This is a genomic window from Phycisphaerae bacterium (genome assembly GCA_018003015.1).
Lineage (GTDB): Bacteria > Planctomycetota > Phycisphaerae > UBA1845 > PWPN01 > JAGNEZ01.
The window spans coordinates 89,448-106,174 of sequence record JAGNEZ010000005.1 but is presented as its reverse complement, the minus strand read 5'-3'; the positions used below and the strand labels follow the sequence as shown (position 1 = coordinate 106,174).

Annotated in this window: 15 protein-coding genes; 10 read left to right on the top strand and 5 right to left on the bottom strand. The window is 63.7% G+C overall.

What is annotated here, in order from left to right; genetic code table 11:
* Positions 1–144: 144 nt before the first annotated feature.
* A complete protein-coding gene (locus tag KA354_03845; protein ID MBP7933760.1) occupies positions 145–360 on the top strand; it encodes a hypothetical protein in 216 nt (71 codons plus the stop codon).
* A 59-nt stretch (positions 361–419) separates the two neighbouring features.
* Here KA354_03845 and KA354_03840 read toward each other — a convergent pair whose 3' ends face one another.
* Positions 420–1,601 carry a hypothetical protein gene (locus tag KA354_03840; protein ID MBP7933759.1) on the bottom strand — a complete coding sequence of 394 codons (1,182 nt, stop codon included), beginning with the start codon at positions 1,599–1,601 and terminating at the stop codon, positions 420–422.
* A 160-nt stretch (positions 1,602–1,761) separates the two neighbouring features.
* On the opposite strand from KA354_03840, the gene KA354_03835 reads away from it, so the two are divergent.
* Complete coding sequence (locus tag KA354_03835) at positions 1,762–2,949, top strand: AAA family ATPase (protein ID MBP7933758.1); 1,188 nt, start codon at positions 1,762–1,764, stop codon at positions 2,947–2,949.
* 177 nt (positions 2,950–3,126) lie between these two features.
* On the opposite strand, the gene rpmB is transcribed toward KA354_03835, so the two are convergent.
* On the bottom strand, positions 3,127–3,390 hold the full coding sequence (gene rpmB / locus KA354_03830) for a 50S ribosomal protein L28 (GenBank protein ID MBP7933757.1): 264 nt from the start codon (positions 3,388–3,390) through the stop codon (positions 3,127–3,129).
* A gap of 593 nt (positions 3,391–3,983) precedes the next feature.
* Here rpmB and waaF point away from each other — a divergent pair.
* From waaF to KA354_03815, 3 genes are read left to right on the top strand one after another with little or no spacing between them, the layout of a single operon-like run.
* Positions 3,984–5,114: a lipopolysaccharide heptosyltransferase II gene (waaF, locus tag KA354_03825; protein ID MBP7933756.1), complete on the top strand. Its 1,131-nt coding sequence runs from the start codon at positions 3,984–3,986 to the stop codon at positions 5,112–5,114.
* Positions 5,115–5,142: 28 nt separating this feature from the next.
* Complete coding sequence (locus tag KA354_03820) at positions 5,143–6,150, top strand: bifunctional hydroxymethylpyrimidine kinase/phosphomethylpyrimidine kinase (GenBank protein ID MBP7933755.1); 1,008 nt, start codon at positions 5,143–5,145, stop codon at positions 6,148–6,150.
* Between the two features lie 4 nt (positions 6,151–6,154).
* The gene (locus KA354_03815) at positions 6,155–6,637 is read left to right on the top strand and encodes an adenylyltransferase/cytidyltransferase family protein (GenBank protein ID MBP7933754.1); all 483 of its coding nucleotides are present in this window, start codon (positions 6,155–6,157) and stop codon (positions 6,635–6,637) included.
* A gap of 101 nt (positions 6,638–6,738) precedes the next feature.
* Here the strand turns inward: KA354_03815 and KA354_03810 are convergent, their stop codons facing one another.
* Positions 6,739–7,830: a uroporphyrinogen-III decarboxylase-like protein gene (locus KA354_03810; GenBank protein ID MBP7933753.1), complete on the bottom strand. Its 1,092-nt coding sequence runs from the start codon at positions 7,828–7,830 to the stop codon at positions 6,739–6,741.
* Positions 7,831–8,048: 218 nt separating this feature from the next.
* On the opposite strand from KA354_03810, the gene KA354_03805 reads away from it, so the two are divergent.
* From KA354_03805 to KA354_03785, 5 genes are all read left to right on the top strand, one after another.
* Positions 8,049–10,010: a HEAT repeat domain-containing protein gene (locus KA354_03805; protein ID MBP7933752.1), complete on the top strand. Its 1,962-nt coding sequence runs from the start codon at positions 8,049–8,051 to the stop codon at positions 10,008–10,010.
* Complete coding sequence (locus KA354_03800; protein ID MBP7933751.1) at positions 10,007–10,453, top strand: hypothetical protein; 447 nt, start codon at positions 10,007–10,009, stop codon at positions 10,451–10,453. The genes KA354_03805 and KA354_03800 overlap by 4 nt, the downstream gene beginning before the upstream one ends.
* A gap of 12 nt (positions 10,454–10,465) precedes the next feature.
* Complete coding sequence (gene thpR, locus KA354_03795) at positions 10,466–11,029, top strand: RNA 2',3'-cyclic phosphodiesterase (GenBank protein MBP7933750.1); 564 nt, start codon at positions 10,466–10,468, stop codon at positions 11,027–11,029.
* Between the two features lie 71 nt (positions 11,030–11,100).
* On the top strand, positions 11,101–13,470 hold the full coding sequence (locus tag KA354_03790; GenBank protein MBP7933749.1) for a PAS domain S-box protein: 2,370 nt from the start codon (positions 11,101–11,103) through the stop codon (positions 13,468–13,470).
* On the top strand, positions 13,448–14,686 hold the full coding sequence (locus KA354_03785) for a response regulator (protein ID MBP7933748.1): 1,239 nt from the start codon (positions 13,448–13,450) through the stop codon (positions 14,684–14,686). The genes KA354_03790 and KA354_03785 overlap by 23 nt, the downstream gene beginning before the upstream one ends.
* A 2-nt stretch (positions 14,687–14,688) precedes the next feature.
* Here KA354_03785 and KA354_03780 read toward each other — a convergent pair whose 3' ends face one another.
* Positions 14,689–16,017 (bottom strand): phosphatidylserine/phosphatidylglycerophosphate/cardiolipin synthase family protein, encoded by a 1,329-nt coding sequence (locus tag KA354_03780; protein ID MBP7933747.1) that lies wholly within the window; start codon positions 16,015–16,017, stop codon positions 14,689–14,691.
* Positions 16,018–16,087: 70 nt separating this feature from the next.
* Positions 16,088–16,672 carry a sulfotransferase domain-containing protein gene (locus tag KA354_03775; GenBank protein MBP7933746.1) on the bottom strand — a complete coding sequence of 195 codons (585 nt, stop codon included), beginning with the start codon at positions 16,670–16,672 and terminating at the stop codon, positions 16,088–16,090.
* Positions 16,673–16,727: the final 55 nt, after the last annotated feature.

Genomic DNA, 16,727 nt, shown 5'->3' with positions numbered 1-16,727 from the left:
ATTGGCATACATGGGTTATGGTGCCTGCCGGTGGGAGGATTCGCTGCGAAAGCCCTTTGAATACCGGTCTTGCGGCACTTGCTGGTCGGCTATCGTGCCTTTCGGTGTATGGATGAGAGTCCGATAAGACAGCGAGGCGTTCCGATGAGTTACCAGCGACCCCGATTCCCGCATGCTGAGGACGCCCTGAGGACATTGTTGTCCGACGAACGGATGGAGATCCTCGGGCTGCGCAACGCGGACACGCCGCTCGAGCACAGCAAGGAGTCGGGCTTGGTCATTGACCTCTGGGGGCATCCGACTACGTCGCTTTCCGCAATGATCGTCCCTGGTTTGTGGCTGGTTTCTGGGGCGTCGTGAACTAGATTCTTGCCGCCCGGTGCTTTGCCGGTTTCGGCAAGGACGGCTTCTGACGTGGTTCACGAGTCTGCCTGCGGCGGCACACGTTCGGCGAGGATGGCCGTTGGTCGGTCTCCGATTCGGGTGAGCATGAGTGTGGCTGAGCGCGTGCCGCGCGGATGGAGGCATTTGAGGACTTCCTCGGGCTTTCCAGCGAAGCCGCGGGTTTTGATGTCGACGTGGCCGACGTTGTGGCGGGCGAGCATTTGGCGTCCGAGGGCGGCCGACCAATCGCTCATGTCGAGGACTCTGAAGGCCGCCAGCAGCGTAGTTTGGGGCAGCGTCTTTCCGACCAGGCAGGCGATATGCGGGTCGATGGGGTTGAGTTGGTATTGGCGGGCCAGGATGCCGACGAGGTTGGCTCGGATGACGGCCGGGTCCGGCTCGAAGAGCAGCATGCTGGGCCGGATTGCAGCTGCCGGGGGCCAGAGGAGGTTTTCTTCGGGTCCTGCGACGATGGACTCGCCGCTCGGAAACGCGGTTGCCCGTCGCCGAGCCTGCCGAAACGCCCCGGTCCAGGCGACTGCTTGCTTGCACTCGCCGCGGTGGCTGATCAGTTCGATTTCCGCGTCGAACGGCAGGTTCTCGAAGTCCGCGCCCGGCGAGAGCTTCACGGCCACATTCTGGTAGCGATCGACGATCTGTTTCAGGACCTGCGGACCGGGTGAGCTCTCCTCGATGCGGTGTCTTCGTGCTCCGGCAGGACGGCGGTCGGGGTCGATGTGAGCGGCGTCTGCTTCCGGTCGGGTGATGCCGGCGTCCTCGGTCAGGATGTCGATCCGGTTGCCATAGATGCATGCGTTGTGTTCGGCCATCGTTGCCCGAGCCGCCGACCAGTCGATGGCCGTGACAGATGCGAACTCGGCCAGAGCCAGGGCGTCGCCGCCGATTCCACAACAGAAGTCTGCGATTCGCGAACGATTCTGGAAGCGCTTGGCCTTGTGGCGGGCCAGCACTTCGTCGGTGGCCTGCTCGAGGGCCACGCGGTCGAAGAGCATCAGGTCGGCGCGTGAGAACTTGGCCCGCGCGGATCGGCGGAACAGGACCTGTTGCCAGGCAGCCGTGACTTGCCCGGGCTCGAGGCGTTGGCGCCAGCGAGTGATGGCTGCCGGCGTGTCCGCGGGTGAGTTGCCGGCCATATCCGCGCAGATGGCCTGTCCTTCGGCGGATCGCAGCCACATGATCTCGTCGAGACTGGGCATGCGATCCTCGCGGATCCAAGGTGCGGCGGACGCCGTTCTGTTCTCTCGAGCCTTGCTCAAAGTGATCGTATTCTACCATGCCCGAACGGGCAGCCGGATGGTCGTTTGACCCTTTTCGAGACCATAGCTAGCATGGGCTTTTGGAGACATGGAGAGCCTGATGTCGAAGGGTGCAGGTGAAAGAACGCTGTTCGACCGCAGACGGGCCGGTGTTCGTGCGATGATGACCGGCCAGGTAGGGGTTGACAAGAAGCCGTTCATTGAGCGTGTGGCCGACATCGCCCGCCGGAACGGCAAGGATGTGGCCGTCTGCCACGTCGGTGACATGATGTACCAAGAGGCTCCGGACGTCGTGGCGGGACGGATCCTGGACCTGCCGCGGACCCGGCTCGATGCTCTCCGGCGGTCGGTTTTCAAGGATATTCTGCGGATTGCGGAGAAGGCCGACCACGTCCTGGTCAATACTCACGCCACGTTTCGGTGGAAGCACGGCCTGTTTCCGGCGTTCGACCATGATCAGATCATGGCTCTGGACGTCGATCTGTTCATGACCCTGGTGGACAACGTGGACGCCGTGCACGAGCGACTGACCCGTGAGCACGACCTCCGGCACAGTCTCAAGGACATTTTGGTCTGGCGTGAGGAAGAGGTTTTGGCTACCGAGGTCATTTCGACGATCATCCGAGGTCATGGGCGGTTCTTCATTGTCGCCCGGGGCGTCGAGCACGACATGGCCGAGTGCGTTTACCGGCTCATGTTCGAGCCCAGGCGCAAGAAGGTCTACCCCTCGTTCCCGATGAGCCATGTGATGGATCTGCCGGCCGTCCTGGCGGAGATCGACGGATTCCGAGACGCCTTGGCGAGCCACTTCATCACTTTTGACCCTGGCGACCTGGACGAGAAGCGGTTGCCGTCGCTGGCCGCAGCGGCCCACAAACGCGGCGAACGGAAGCTCCTGGTCGAGATACACGGCCGGACCATGGAGTTCGGCGTCGAAGAAGTCATGGCGATCGAGACTGACATTGACAGCCAGATCGTGGCTCGCGACTTCAAGCTCATCGATCAGTCGGACATGATTGTCAGCTACGTGCCGGAGTTGCCGAGTGGCAAGCCGGGGCTGTCCAGTGGCGTCGAGCGCGAGCTGCAGCATGCCTACGAAACCACGAAGGAGGTCTATGTGGTCTGGAAGCCGAAGGCCGAGCCCTCCCCGTTCGTGACCAAGAGCGCGACCGTGGTGGTACGATCGGTCGAGGAGCTCCTCAAGCTCTTCGCGGAGAAGGACTACATCAAGGGGGAGGCGTCCTTTGGGAAGGGTGGCATGCCCAGGCAGCGGGGGCGGCACGGTTGATGGGTGCCGGCGTACTCCGCACTGCACGCGATTTCGAATGCCGCAGCGCGGCGATCCTCCGCCTCATGCAGCCGGAGATGCTCAATAACATGGAATGCTCGGACGAGGAAAGCGAATAGCCAGCTCGCGCCACCCGTAACCTCTTGAAGGCGAAGGGGCTTCAGGTGCCCGGCTCACTCAAGCGGTGGTTTGAGCGGGCTTGTAGTTGCGCTTCGGCGGCTTGACGATCTTGCCGTCGCGAATGGCCTTGGTGCTGACCAGGACGCGGACGGTTCTGCCGTCGATGACTGCGCGGACTTTCTGGACGTTCGGCTTGAACTGCCGCTTGGTCCGGCCGGTGACCTTGGAACCCACGCCACCCAGGTACTTGGCCTTGCCGCGTCGGGCATACTGACGGCCGCTCTTGGTCCTCTTGCCGGTAAAGTAGCAAACCCGTGACATCCTGGCACCTCAAAGCTCAGTAAGACGGCCAATCTGTAGCCGAGCTCTGTATTGTAGCGGACCGCGCCCGGAATGCAAACCGTGCTTTGGGATGAGCTTCCGGGTTTCCGGGTTGGCGAAGACCTGGGCGTGTCCTGACGCGATCGGCTCCTTCCAAGGGGTTTCCCCGAGACAGGGGGCAGAGGCGGATCGCGATGAACCTGCGGCGAAGGACGGGCTTGGGTACCGGTCTTGGGTGGGAGAGGCCGCTGGAAAGGCCTTGGTGAACGCGTAGGCATGTTCTGCTGTCATAATTCAAGTGTAAAAGGCACAATGCTCATGATGAGATGGCTTGTGGCTGACGTGGGATCGATCCTCTGCCCGCGCGAAAGGTACCTCACCACGGTCAGGCGGTTCGGATCGTTGCGTACCAGGTACTCGCCCATGGGCCAGAGGTCGGGCGTGGATGATCACACCGGGCATTATGGGTCAGGCAAGGCCCGGCCGGGTGGAGGACGGTTTGTCGTGTTTGCCGGCTGGTCGGGGCCAGGGATGAGAACCTGGCTTGGCTTACGGGTTTGAGCCTTGAGGGCCGATAGCCTAGAATGTCGCCCATGCCACAAGAGGCTCATTCCGATCACGGTGCGGCTGACCCTCCCGGCGGAAAGACGCGTTTCCGGCGGCCGGATCCTGCCCGCATTCTCATCATCCTGCCCAACTGGGTGGGGGACTTGGTCTTGGCGACACCGGCCTTGCGGTCGATCCGGGCGAGGTTCGCCGGCATCCACCTGACCGGCGTGGTCAAGGGACCGATGGCTGAGGTCTTGGCGGGGGGTGACTGGTTCGACGAATTGGTCCATTGGCCTGGTGGTCAGACCCGGGACACACGTCGTCAGAGCTTTCTGGGTATGGCGAGTGAACTCCGGGACCGGAAATTCGATTGGGCCCTGCTGATGTGCAATTCGTTTCGGGCGGCCTTGTTCGCTCGGCTGGCGGGGGTTCCTCGCCGGATCGGCTATGACCGGGACGGACGGGGGCTGCTTCTGACGGACAAGCTGCTGCCGCACAAGTTTGACGGCAAGTTCGTGCCGGTTTCCATGATCCGTTACTACAACGCGATCGCCCGGTATCTCGGTTGCCGAGATTGCCCGATGGTGCCCGAGCTGTTCACCACGCCGGAGCAGGAGCAGGTGGCGACCGATGCCCTCGAGGCGGCCGGCGTGCAGCCTGGCCAGCCCGTGGTCGTGTTGAATCCTGGTGCCGCCTATGGCCCGGCCAAGTGTTGGGTGCCCGAGCGGTTCGCGGAAGTGGCCGATCGGCTCGTCGAGCAGATGAGCGCGGCGGTCCTGATCGCTTGTGGTCCGAAGGAGATTGACGTAGCCCGGAGGGTGGCTGGCCACATGCGGCAGCGTCCGACGGTGCTGGACAATCCGGTCATGAGGCTGGGGCCGTTGAAGGCTCTCATTCGCCGATCGAGTCTGCTGATCACCAACGACACCGGGCCACGTCATTTTGCCAATGCGTTCGGCACGCCCGTAGTCACGATGTTCGGCCCGACGGATCGGGAGTGGACGGCGACCGAGGTAGCCAGCGAGAAGGAGCTGCATGTGCCCGTGGACTGCGGGCCTTGCATGAAGCGTCAGTGTTCCGTCGATCACCGCTGCATGACGCGAATCAGCAGCGACATGGTTCTCGCGGCGGCCATAGAGCTGCTCAAGGGGCGTGCGGCCGCCGCTGCGACCTGATGCCGTAGCAGGTCGGCGATCATTGATCATGTGTTCCCATGTACCGCAACTGACTGATGCGATTCGGCTTTTGTCTGGCGCGAAGGTCGGCATCGTGGGCGATCTGGTCGCGGACCTCTATGTCAGCGGCCGGAGTGACCGTGTTTCGCGCGAGGCCCCGGTGCTCATCGTTTGCCACGAGGATGAGTGGCTTCGCCCGGGTGGGGCGGCGAACGTGGCGGCGAATGTGGCCGCGCTTGGAGGAATCGCTCATCTGGTTGGGCTTGTCGGCGACGACGATCCCGGACGGCGGCTCTTGGCTTCGCTGAGTGAATCCGGGGCGGTGCGATGCGGCATGGTCGTGGTGACTCGCGGCCGTGATACGATCACCAAGACTCGTTTTCTGGCGGGTGCGAAGCTCACTTCCCGGCAGCAGGTCCTGCGGCTGGACCGCCAGCCGGCTGATCCTCCGGACGATCGCCTTTTGGCCGATCTGCGCGCCCGTGTCGAGCGTGTCGATGCCGAGGTTGATGCGTGGGTGGCCAGCGACTACGGCTACGGCAGCTTTGATGAGCCGCTGCGGGTGCTGTTGCGGAAGATCGCCGAGCGGAAGCCGGTGGTAGCGGACTCGCGGTGGGAACTGGCCAAGTTCACCGGTATGTCGGTCATCAAGCCGAACGAGGAGGAAGCCGAGGTGGTCGCCCGGCAGTTGGGCCTGCAGGCCGGCGAGGTGGCGATGCTGGCGGCCGCGTTGGCCGCGCGGCTGGAGGCACGATCGGCATTGGTGACGCTGGGTAACCAGGGGATGGTTCTGGTGACGGAGGGGCGGACGGTTCGCATTCCGGCCAGCGGCAGCGACGAGATTGTGGATCTGACCGGGGCGGGTGATTCGGTGGCGGCGACGTTGACGGCTGCCCTGGCCGGTGGTGCGGACATCGAGACTGCTGCTCGTCTGGCGAATCATGCGGGCGGTGTTGTGGTGATGAAAGAAGGCGCGGCGACGGTTTCGCCGGCGGAGCTGGCGGCCGCGGTGAATCGCTCCAGTGCAGCGGGATGAGCATGTGAGTCGGATCATCATCGATCATCAGGAGCTGAGACGTGCTGCCGATGCTCTCCGCGCCGAGGGCAGGCGGATCGTGTTTGCCAATGGGGCGTTCGATCTCCTGCACGTCGGGCATATTCGTTACCTGCAGGGGGCGGCCGCCGAAGGGGACGTGCTCGTCGTCGGGGTGAACAGCGACGAGTCGATCAAGAAGTACAAGGATCCCCGGCGCCCCTTGCAGCCGCTGGCCGAGCGGATGGAGATCGTGGCGGCACTGGGCTGCGTCGATATCGTCACCTGGTTCGACGAGCCGACCTGTGACGCGATACTGGAGCTGGTGCTTCCGGCCGTTCATGCCAAGGGGCCCGACTACACCCCGGAGAACCTGCCGGAGTATCCCACGCTGCGCCGACTAGGCATTCGGCTGGCCAATGTGGGTGGTCCTAAGGATCGCTCATCGACGGAGTTGATCGGTCGGATGCACGACCGGTCGGCATCCTGAGGCGAACGCTGTGTGGGCCGCGATCGACGCTCGTTGTCTTGTGGCTCGAACTGCGTACCGACAGGGCTCTTGAGGGCAGCGGCCGCGGTTCGCAGGGATGGTCATATCCGCCCGTTGAATCGGTGTACGGTTTCGATCATCGCCAGGTAGTTGGCCGGGGGCACGTAGTTGGTAATCGAGTTCCCAGAGCCGCAGGCATAGCCGCCGGTCGGGGCGCAGGCTTCGAGGATCTCGAGCGTGCGGCAGCGGACGTCCTCCGGCGTGCGACGGCTCAGCAGGTCGACGTCCACGCCGCCCAGGAGGGCGACCCTCGATCCCCAGCGGCGCTGGAACTCCTCGACGGGGACGATCACATCCTCGAAGCTGTGCTTGGCATCGATCTTCACGCTGTCCAGCAGGTCGGGCATGATTGCGTCGATGTGCCCGCAGCTGTGCAGCAGGAAGAGGCGGCCGGTCCGATGGGCGAGTTCCGCGTACTTCTTGTGCCACGGCAGGATGTACTCGCGGAGGTGTTCGGGACGGATGAGTGTTGCGGTCTTGAAGCCCATGTCGTCGCCCAGCCAGATGGCGAACACCTGGTCCATCTCGCAGAGAATCGAGAAGGCGTTCAGGATGGTCTGTCCCACCCGGTCGACGACGGCGCGGACGAGTTCCGGCTGGTCGTAGAGCATCATCATCAGGCCCTCGAGCCCCAGCAGATTGCTGCTCCACTCGAGGACTCCGCCGGAGAAGCCGATCAGCCCCATGCCGTCGGGCAGGCAGGCCGTGGCCGCCTCCGCGTGGCGGAAGTCCATGGCAGCCGGCTCAGGCCAGGGATAGCGTTCCAGGTCATCCGCCGAGCGAATGGCTCCCTGATGCTCGTTGGCCCACTGACGGCTGCCTTTCCCCGGAGAGGCGGTGTCCGCCGCTCCCAAGGTCTCGACCTGGAAAGGGATCTCCGCCCGGACTCGATAGTAGTCATAGCCAAGGGCCTGCCACAGGGTGAGGCGGTCGCGGATTCCGGCCCGGATTTGAGACCGGTCCGAGCCCGGCGGCAGGGGAATGAGCGGTTCACCTTTGACCGTGGCGAGCACCTCTTCGGCGATGGCCAGCTCGACCAGCGGGATAACGCCGATCGGGCGACGCTGCAGAACGGCCTTGAGGCGGTTGACATCAGGCCGGGGTATCGGGAGGTGATTCAGGGAGGGAGGCATGGTTCGCGGGTCACGTTCGGCGATCAGGATTCGGCGATTATCGGCTGCTGTTTCCTGGTTATCGGCTGTTGATCCTGCCTTTCGGTCGGCCTCGCGGTCTGAGTCACAGGCCCGCGGTGCCATGGTGGACCCTTGGCCTTATATCTTCCTTCGTCTGCGGCGTCTACGTTATGCCACCCGCTGGGGCAACCGATGAACGAGGTGAGTGTACTGCGCGCATGGCAACCGATCCATCCATTTTTACCATTTTGCGGGAGTCCGCGGATCCTGCCGCGGACGATGCCCTTCTGGCGGCGTTGCGGCAGGCTGATCCTCCTACCGCGTTGGCGGTGATCGAGACGTTGCTGGTTCGACAGAGCCGCCGGGGGTTGTTCGGGCTGGTGGAGAGCTTCCATCTCCTGGAGGAGCAGCTGCGTCAGGCGGTGATTCTGGATGTCGATCGGCTCTTTGGGGTGTTGCGTGAAGCGGCCCAATCGCGTGACGAACAACTGCGGCTGAATGTCCTGTCTTTGATCCAGGAAGGGCGGCTCTTCCGGGCATCCTATCTCCTGGACGGCTGCTTTCGCGATCGCTCCGTCAAGGTCCGCGAGGCCGCCGCGGAGACGCTCCACCATCTGGCCCAGGACCTGCTGAGGTTGTCCGCGGATGGCGTTGACGGCGAGGCCTCCGTCGGTTCGGAGCCGGTGAGCGTGGCCCTGGATCCGGCGGAGATGGAATCCCGGGCGGAGGATCGCAGGCAGCTGGTTGGAGCCGTTGAGGCTGGGCTGGCCACATTCGATCTTCATCGCCAGTCTGTCGTCGTCGAGGTTGCGATGTGGTTCGCCGACGATCTCGGGGCTGCCAGCTGGGCGGTGTTCTCGGCTCCCGGGAGCCGGGCGACGCAGGCGGCCGTGACGCTGCTGGCCAACTCACCCAGCCCTCGGTTCGTGCCCTTTGCGATGGCAACCCTGGCGTCGACGAACGCGCGCTCTCAGGTCGCCCATCTGCTGAACGTCTGTCCGGATGTGTCGTTCTTGACGGAGTGGACTCGCCAATCCTGGCGGCTGGTCGAGCCGAAGCTGGCCAGAGCTCTGGTTGTGGTACGTGAACTCGCCTGGATCGACCGGCGAGTGATCGATGTGTCCCAGGCTCCGGAGGAATTCCAGCGACTGTTTCCGCGATGGCTTCTAGCCACCGGGCTCTCAGCGGAACGCAAGACGGATGCGCTGAAGGAGTTCTACCGTCGATCGGATCGTGTCGGGCGACATGCTGTGGTGTGGGCGCTGGTACACTGGCTGGATCCGAGGGCTGACGGCTTCCTTCGCAGCCTGGCCTTGCAGGGCGATCCGGAGCTGAGTTGTGTCGCGCGCATGGAGCTGGTTCGCCGGCGGCCGGCGGACTATCCTCTGTCCTCCATGCTGCCGGCGGAAACGGAGGGTGGTGCCGGCAAGAAGCCGAAGGAAACACGGCCGCCTCCCATGACGTTGGATCGTTACTGGGAGGTTTTCGACTGCCTGAGCGATCAGGAGCGGGGTGTCCAGGGGCGGGAGATGCTGGAGCGAGTGCCGGACGCGCGGCGCAACCTGGCTCTCCGGTTGGGCGCCGCGTCGCCGACTCACCGGGTTCGGGCCCTGCGCATCATGACGGTGCTAGGCCTGGTGGCCGAATTCGAAGAGCATGTCTATCCGCTCTGCCATGATCCCGAGGCCGAGGTCCGCAGTGCCGCGGTCGCCGCTCTGGGCACCCTGCCCAGCCCAACCAGTCGGCGGCTGTTGAACGTTGCCCTCCGCGATCAGGATGGTCGCGTGCAGGCCAACGCGATCGAGGCGGTGGAAAGGCTGGGCGTTGACGGTGCGGCCAGCAGTGGCTTGCTGCCCTTGCTCAAGTCGCCGGACAACCGCGTGCGGGCCAATGCCGTCCGTGCCCTGTTGAAGCTCGGCGTTCGAGACGCGGCTGAGACCTTGCTGTGCATGATGGTGGAAAAGGACCGGGCTCAGCGAGTCAGCGCCTTGTGGTTGATTGAGAACATGGGGCTGTTCAATCTGGCCAAGCGTGTCGCCCACATGGCGGCCTCCGACGTTGATCCGCAGGTGCGCCTTCGGGCCCGCGGGCTGATCGAGCAGCTGGTGTCGTCCGCGTCCGGCCCGATAGTCTCGCCGCTGGCGGGGGACCGTGCAGGCAAGGAGGTGGTGGAGCGATGATACCCTTCCTGGCTCAGTTCACCACCCTCAACAAGAAGGAAGCGTTCCAGCAGTTCAGCCGTCAGTTCCAAGAGACGGATCCGCAGGTCTGGGTGAAGACCGTCACCGTGCTGGCTTTGCTGGCGGTCGCGGTGATCCTGGTGCACATCCTGATGCGTTTGCAGCGCCGCCGCAACAGCGAGCAGCGCAAATCCCGGCCGATGACGCTTTTCCTGGGATCACTTGTTCGGATGAAGATACCGGTTTGGGATATCGTGCAGCTGTGGCGCCTGGCGCGAGAACTGAGGATCACCCACCCGGTTGCGCTGCTGATCTCTGCGGCGATGTTCGACGACGCGGTGAGCCGATACTGCCAGCACGCCCGCGGTCGCGTTCGTCGGCGCCGATCCCACAACCGGTTGATGGCGATGCGTGAAGTGCTGTTCAGCTCTCGCGTTTGCTGATATCATCGCGTCATGCGCTGTTTCCTGGCGATCGAGTTGCCTGAGGCGGTCCATGAGCGTCTGCGGTCGCTGCAGGACCGGCTGCGTGCGGCGGCTCCAGGCGTGCGTTGGACCCGCCCGGACCAGATCCACCTGACCGTCAAGTTCCTGGGCGAGGTCCCCGACGATCAATTGCCGAACGTGTGTCGTGCTGCCGAGCTCGTGGCTGCCGCCTGTTTGCCTTTCGGCATTCGGATCGGCGGGACCGGCTGCTTCCCTCCCCACGGGCCCGTCCGGATCGTATGGGCGGGGCTGGTCGATCCACCGGCGGGGTTGCTCGATTGTCAGCAGGCCTGCGAGAGCGCTTTCGCATCTCTGGGGTATCCGCCTGAAGACCGCCGCTTTCATCCTCATCTGACCCTGGGGAGGGTGAAGGCCTCAGCCGTCGCGGACGATCTTCGGGCCGCGGTGGCTGGGGAATCGCGTTTCTCCGGCGGTTCATTCGCCGCGACGGAACTGGTTGTGTTTCAGTCGATCTTGTCGGCTTCGGGGCCGGCTTACGCGGTCATGAGCCGGGTTGCGTTTCGTGGTACCTGAGCCGGTCGCCGGCTTCTGTTACCGGTCTTCGTTCCCTACACGGTTCTTCGTCAGGCTCTGAGGAGTTCAACATGACTGCCTCTGCCGAGGTCGTGGCCGGTGTCCGTTCCATCGAGCGGTGGGGGATTGTGATTTGGGGACTGGCCGGCCTGGTCGTTCTTTTGTTGACGTGGCGGTCCAACGAATTGCTCTTTCACAGTGTGGCCGGCCTGCTGGCCATGACCGCGGCGGCCAGCGTGTTCCTCATCGCCTGGAATTCGCGCGAGCTTGGGGATGACGGCTTCCTTCTGTTCCTTGGGACGTCCTATCTGGGGATAGCGAGCCTCGATGTGCTGAATACGCTGAGCCATCCGGGCCTGGGTGTCTTCGCCGGCTATCCGGACGACATGTGCCGCCAGCTTCGGGTGGCGTCATCCGGCCTGAACGGGTGCGCGTTGCTGATCGCTCCCTGGTTCCTGCATTCTCGCCCCCGGCCATGGGCCTTGCTGCTCGCGATCGGGGCCGTTGTCGTGGCCACACTGATTCTGATCTTCGGTCTTCGGGTTTTTCCATATTGCGGTCCCGCGAGCTCGGGTGGTGTCTCCTTCCGGCGAATGACTGTCCTGGTGATCCTCGCGATGCTGGGCGGTGCCATGCTGCACCTGCGGCGATCCAGAAAGCACCTGGACCGGAGATTCCGCCGGCCGTTTGCGGCTGCCGTACTCGTCGCCTTGGGGGCGGAGGTTTGCTTCGCGATCATCGACAGTGTCACGATGGAAGCGGGAAGAGCCAGAGCCCTGGCCGGCTTTCTCGGCCACGTCCTGAGGATCGGGTCGTATTGCCTGGTCTGCCGGGCGGTGATCGAGAGCGGTCTGCGCAAGCCCTTCGGGATCCTCTTTCACCGGCTGAAGGAGAGCGAAGAGCGGCTCCGCTACATCATCAAGTACGATCCGAGTGCCATCGCGGTCTACGACAAGGATCTGCGGTACCTCTATGTCAGCGATCGGTATCTGCGTGACCACCGGATCGAGCGGGAGGACATTATCGGCCTGCATCGCCACGATGTCTTTCCGGAGAGCCCGCGGCGATGGGTCGATGCCCACCAGCGATGCCTTTCCGGCAACATCGAGCGTTCGGAGGAGGATCAACTGGTGCACTCGGACGGCTCGGTGGACTATGTGCGCTGGGAGTTTCGGCCCTGGCATGATGCCCAGGGGCAGATCGGCGGGATGATCGCCTACACCGAGGTGATCACCGAGCGGAGGCTGGCCGAACAGCGGCTGCGGGAGTCGGAGAAGCGGTATCGGGGTTTGTTCAGCAGCATGCGCGAGGGCTTCGGGCTTCACGAGATCCTATGCGACGAGGGCGGAGTGGCGGTCGACTATCGGTTCCTGGAGGTGAATGAGGCCTTTGAGTCGATCACCGGCCTGAAGGCCGCCGAGACCGTCGGCAAGACCGTGCTGGAAGTCCTGCCGCACACCGACTCCTACTGGATCGACACCTACGGGCGAGTGGCCCTGACCGGTCAGCCCGTGACTTTCGAGCACGCCGCAAGCGACCTGGGCAAGTACTTTCAGGTGACCGCCTTCAGCCCGAAGCCGGGCCAGTTTGCCACCATTTTCCTAGATATTACCGACCGAAAGAGGTCCGAAGAGGAGCTGAGCCGATACCAGCATCACCTGAAGGAACTGGTGGAGCAGCGCACCCAGGAACTGGAGGAGTCGCGCGAGCACTTGCGCCGCCACGAAAGGCTGGCGTCCATCGGCACGCTCGTCGCGGGTATCGCCCACGAAATCAACAACCCGATCGGGGGTGTGTTGCTCGCGGCTCAGAACGTTCAGCGGCTGGCGGCCAAGCCCGAGCACGCCGCCGCGGTCGACGCTTGTGTAGGTGATATTGTCCAGAGCGCGGAACGCTGCCGGGAGATCATCCGGGACCTGATGAGCTTCGCCCGTCAGCGGCCGACGCGCAAGAAGCCGGGTGATGTCAACGCCTGTGTGCATCGCTCCGCCCGGCTCACAGAACCGTACATCAGAGATCAGGGAGGGACCCTCAGGCTCGAGCTGGCGGAGCATCTACCCCATGTGCCCCTCAATCCCCTTGCCGTGGAGCAGGCCCTTGTGAACCTGATGCGCAACGCCGCCGAGTCCGGAAACAAGGGTCTTCTGGTCACAGTGAGGACCGAACTGACCGATTGGAGCGTTCGGGTGACCGTCTCGGACAATGGCCGGGGCATCTCCGACGAGCAGTTGAAGCATGTTTTCGATCCTTTCTTCACGACGCGGCTGGCTCGGGGCGGGACCGGTCTGGGATTGAGCATCGTGCACGGGATTATCACTGAGCAGGGTGGTATAATTGATGTCCACAGCCGGTTAGGCTCGGGGACGATGTTTACGATCGACTTGCCGCTGGCGATCCAGGATCTGGGAGAGGAGGGTCATGGCCAAGGTCCTTGTTGTTGACGACGAGGCGATCTTTCGCCGCCAGGTGGAACTCGGACTTCGCCCTGACGGCCATCAAATCGCCACTGCCGCAAGCGGGCGAGAGGCAATCGACATCGGTGCGCGGTTTCGCCCCGACGTGGTCCTGACCGACTGGATGCTTCGAGATGACATTCACGGCTTGCACGTGGCTCACGTACTCCGAGCTGTCTTTCCGGAGATGCAGGTCATTCTCATGACCGGTTTTCCATCCGACCATCTGCGGTCCGAGGCCGCGGGTGTGCCGACGTGCGGTTTTCTGGAGAAGCCCTTCAAGCTGGAGAAGATCCAGGCGGCCATCTCGGCGGCGACTACCGCCGCGGCGTCGGCGAAGCCTCGGCGATCCCTGTTGGCTGTCCTGGAAGTGGTCGTGGACGGCCGGATCCTCTTTGCGAACTCGGGTGCCCAGGTCCTTTTGGCGGAGACCCAGGCCGGCGTCGCAGCCAGTCACATGACCGAGCTGTTTGGCGCCCAGATCCCCAATCTTGACGCCGCGATCGATCGCTGGGTCGTGGCTCACCCGATCGGGACGGGCCCCGCCCGATGGTATCTCCGGTCCCAGGAGCCCGTTGACGGCCGAAGCCGACTGGTGCTGCTTCGTCACCAGCGGGAATCCAGGACGACGAGCCTCGCGCTGATCGAGATGCTCCTGGGCTTTCGGGATTACGAGCACGCTCGCTGGCCGTTCGACGGCCGGGTGCTGATCGTGGATTCCGATGCGATGAACCGCCGCTGGTTCATTTCGCTGCTCGAGAGCGTCGGGGCGGGCTGCTACGCGGTGGAGTCGCTCGAGCACGCTCTCGACCTGCTCAGGAACGACGCCGATCTGGAGTTCGTCCTTCTCGATCTCGACGGCTCCCAGGCTGATCCCGCCTGGATGGTCGCGAGTATCCGGGAAGTCGCGAGCCGGGTGACGATCGTCGCCAGCAGTCTGAGGAATCGGATGGAGGAATGCGCGTCGCTGGGGATTCCGCATTTCATCGAGAAACCATGGCGAATCGACGATCTGATCAACCGCTTGAGCGGACGGATCGGCAACTGCGCCGAGTGCGGGCTGCCGCTTCCGTTGCGCTGGCCCCGGGAGGGCGACGTGGTCGGCTCGTGGGAGTGTGCCGCTTGCGGGACCATCTACTCGGCGGTGTTTGATCACGGGGCCGCGTCCGGCATGTCGCTCAACGCCCGGGCCATCACGGCCTGACTTCAGAAGAAGGGAATCAGGGCCAGCAGCCATGCGGGAGCGGGGGTGGCCAGAACTGCGTTGAGCCAATTCGACCCGGGCGGAACCTCGAACACCAACTCGGCGGTCATGTCGGCCTCGATCATGGCCCGGACGCGGGTGACGGATGCCGCGTCGGTGACAACTGCCACGTTCTCCGTATCCCAGGCGATGCTCCGCCAGTTGAGGTTGTACGAGCCGATCATGGCCAGGGTATTGTCCACGACCAGGGCCTTGGAGTGCAGCGTGCGCGGCTGGCCCCAGAGGAAGACGTGAACTCCGCTGTCGATCAGCGGGCCCAGATAGGTGGTGAAGAGGGTATAGGAGTCCTTGATGTCGGTGGACTCCTGGGTGTTGGTCAGCAGGGTAATCCGCACGCCCCGGCCTGCCGCGGCAGTCAATTCATTCAGCATCCAGCCCGTGGGGTTGAAGTAGGGTGTCTCGATGGCGATGGACTGCTTCGCCGAGCGGAGGGCGATCAGGATGGCGTTGTTGATATCGAAGTCATCTTGGAAGGGGCGCTGATCGATGGATCGCACGCCCAGGCTGCCGGCGGGTTCGACGGTCGGATAGAGGCTGGGATCCCAGCCGGCATTGCCGCCGAGGTATGCCCAGTCGCGCAGGAACTCGGCTTGCATGGTGGCCACCACCGGGCCGGTGAGCAGGGCGTTGGTGTCGCGCCATTGTCCCTCACCGAGGTAGAGCCAACCGTAGTTCATTCCGCCGATGATGGCCGCCTTGCCATCCACCAGGATAAGCTTCTTGTGTGTGCGGTGAAGGGCCTGCATGAGCGGGCCGGTCCACATGGGCACGTAGCCGAGGATTTCGATGTTGGCTTCGGAGAGCGCCTGGGTGACGGTCGGAGGGGTGATGATGCCTTCCACCACCGGATCGACGATCATCCGGATGCGGACGCCTTGGCGGGCCTTGGCGGCCAGGAGTTGAGCCACTTCCAGGGCGATATCCCGCGGTTTCTCCATATCGTCGTCGAAGTTGAGCGTCTCGATGTGGATGTGCTGTTCGGCCGAGTTGATGAGTTGTTCGAAAGCGGCCAGCGACTCCGGGCCATCGGTCAGTAACCTCATGTCGCTGCCGGGGTCGAGGTGGGTGTCGGTGTATCGGTCGAGCAAGGTGTCGACACTCTCGCCGTTGACCTGAATGCCCGAATCGACGGTATCGTCGCCGCTGGGGGCGGGGATCAAGGGCGGAAGACAGCCTGCCCACGCGGGCAGCAGTACGGCAGCCATCATGCCGGCCAGCCTTGGGCCCGCACGGGCGGGTAAGAACGCGGGTCGGGTCACATCCGGCTTCATGTTTCTCTCCTTGCTCGTCGGGGGGTGCTCTTCCTGTTCATGGGGATCCGGGGGAAGCGCCCCTCGAGGATCAGGCCCGCCGGTTGCGGTACAACGCGGGGTCGATGACCTGGAGCATGGCCTGGGTGTCCAGGTCACCGCCGAGGAACTCATTGACTGCCTGGACCTGCGGCCCCGGGCTGCGCAGCATCTCATTGTAGTTGACCTGGAGCATCCGGAAGCACGGATGCTCGCGGATATACCTGTCGACCTTTTCAATCTGGGCCTCGAACATGGCCACGATCTTATCATCGGGGAGGTCGTCGCTGCCCTTGCCATGGCGTTCAAGCATGACGTTCTGGCTCTTGACGACTTCGCGCAGGTCGCGGTGCATGAAGACCACGCGGTACGCGCGGTCTGGAGGCAGATCCAGCAGCAGCAGATGGACCATCTTGACTACTTTGCCCTGCGATTGGGCGAGCCATGAGGGGTCTTTCTTGGTCTGCTTGACGGCCTCGAACTCATAATAGCCCTTGGGGTTGTCTTCGTCCGCTTGGCGGATATTGTCAATGAGGGCCGGAATGCCGCCCTTGTCGAGCATCTGCATCATCATCGAGGTGCCCGAACGGGGCAGCCCGGAGACGATGGTCAAGTAGTCGCGCCGTGGGCTTGCCATCCGGGTATCATAAGCGCGACTTCAACAGGCGGCAACGCCGCGAGCGGAAATGCCG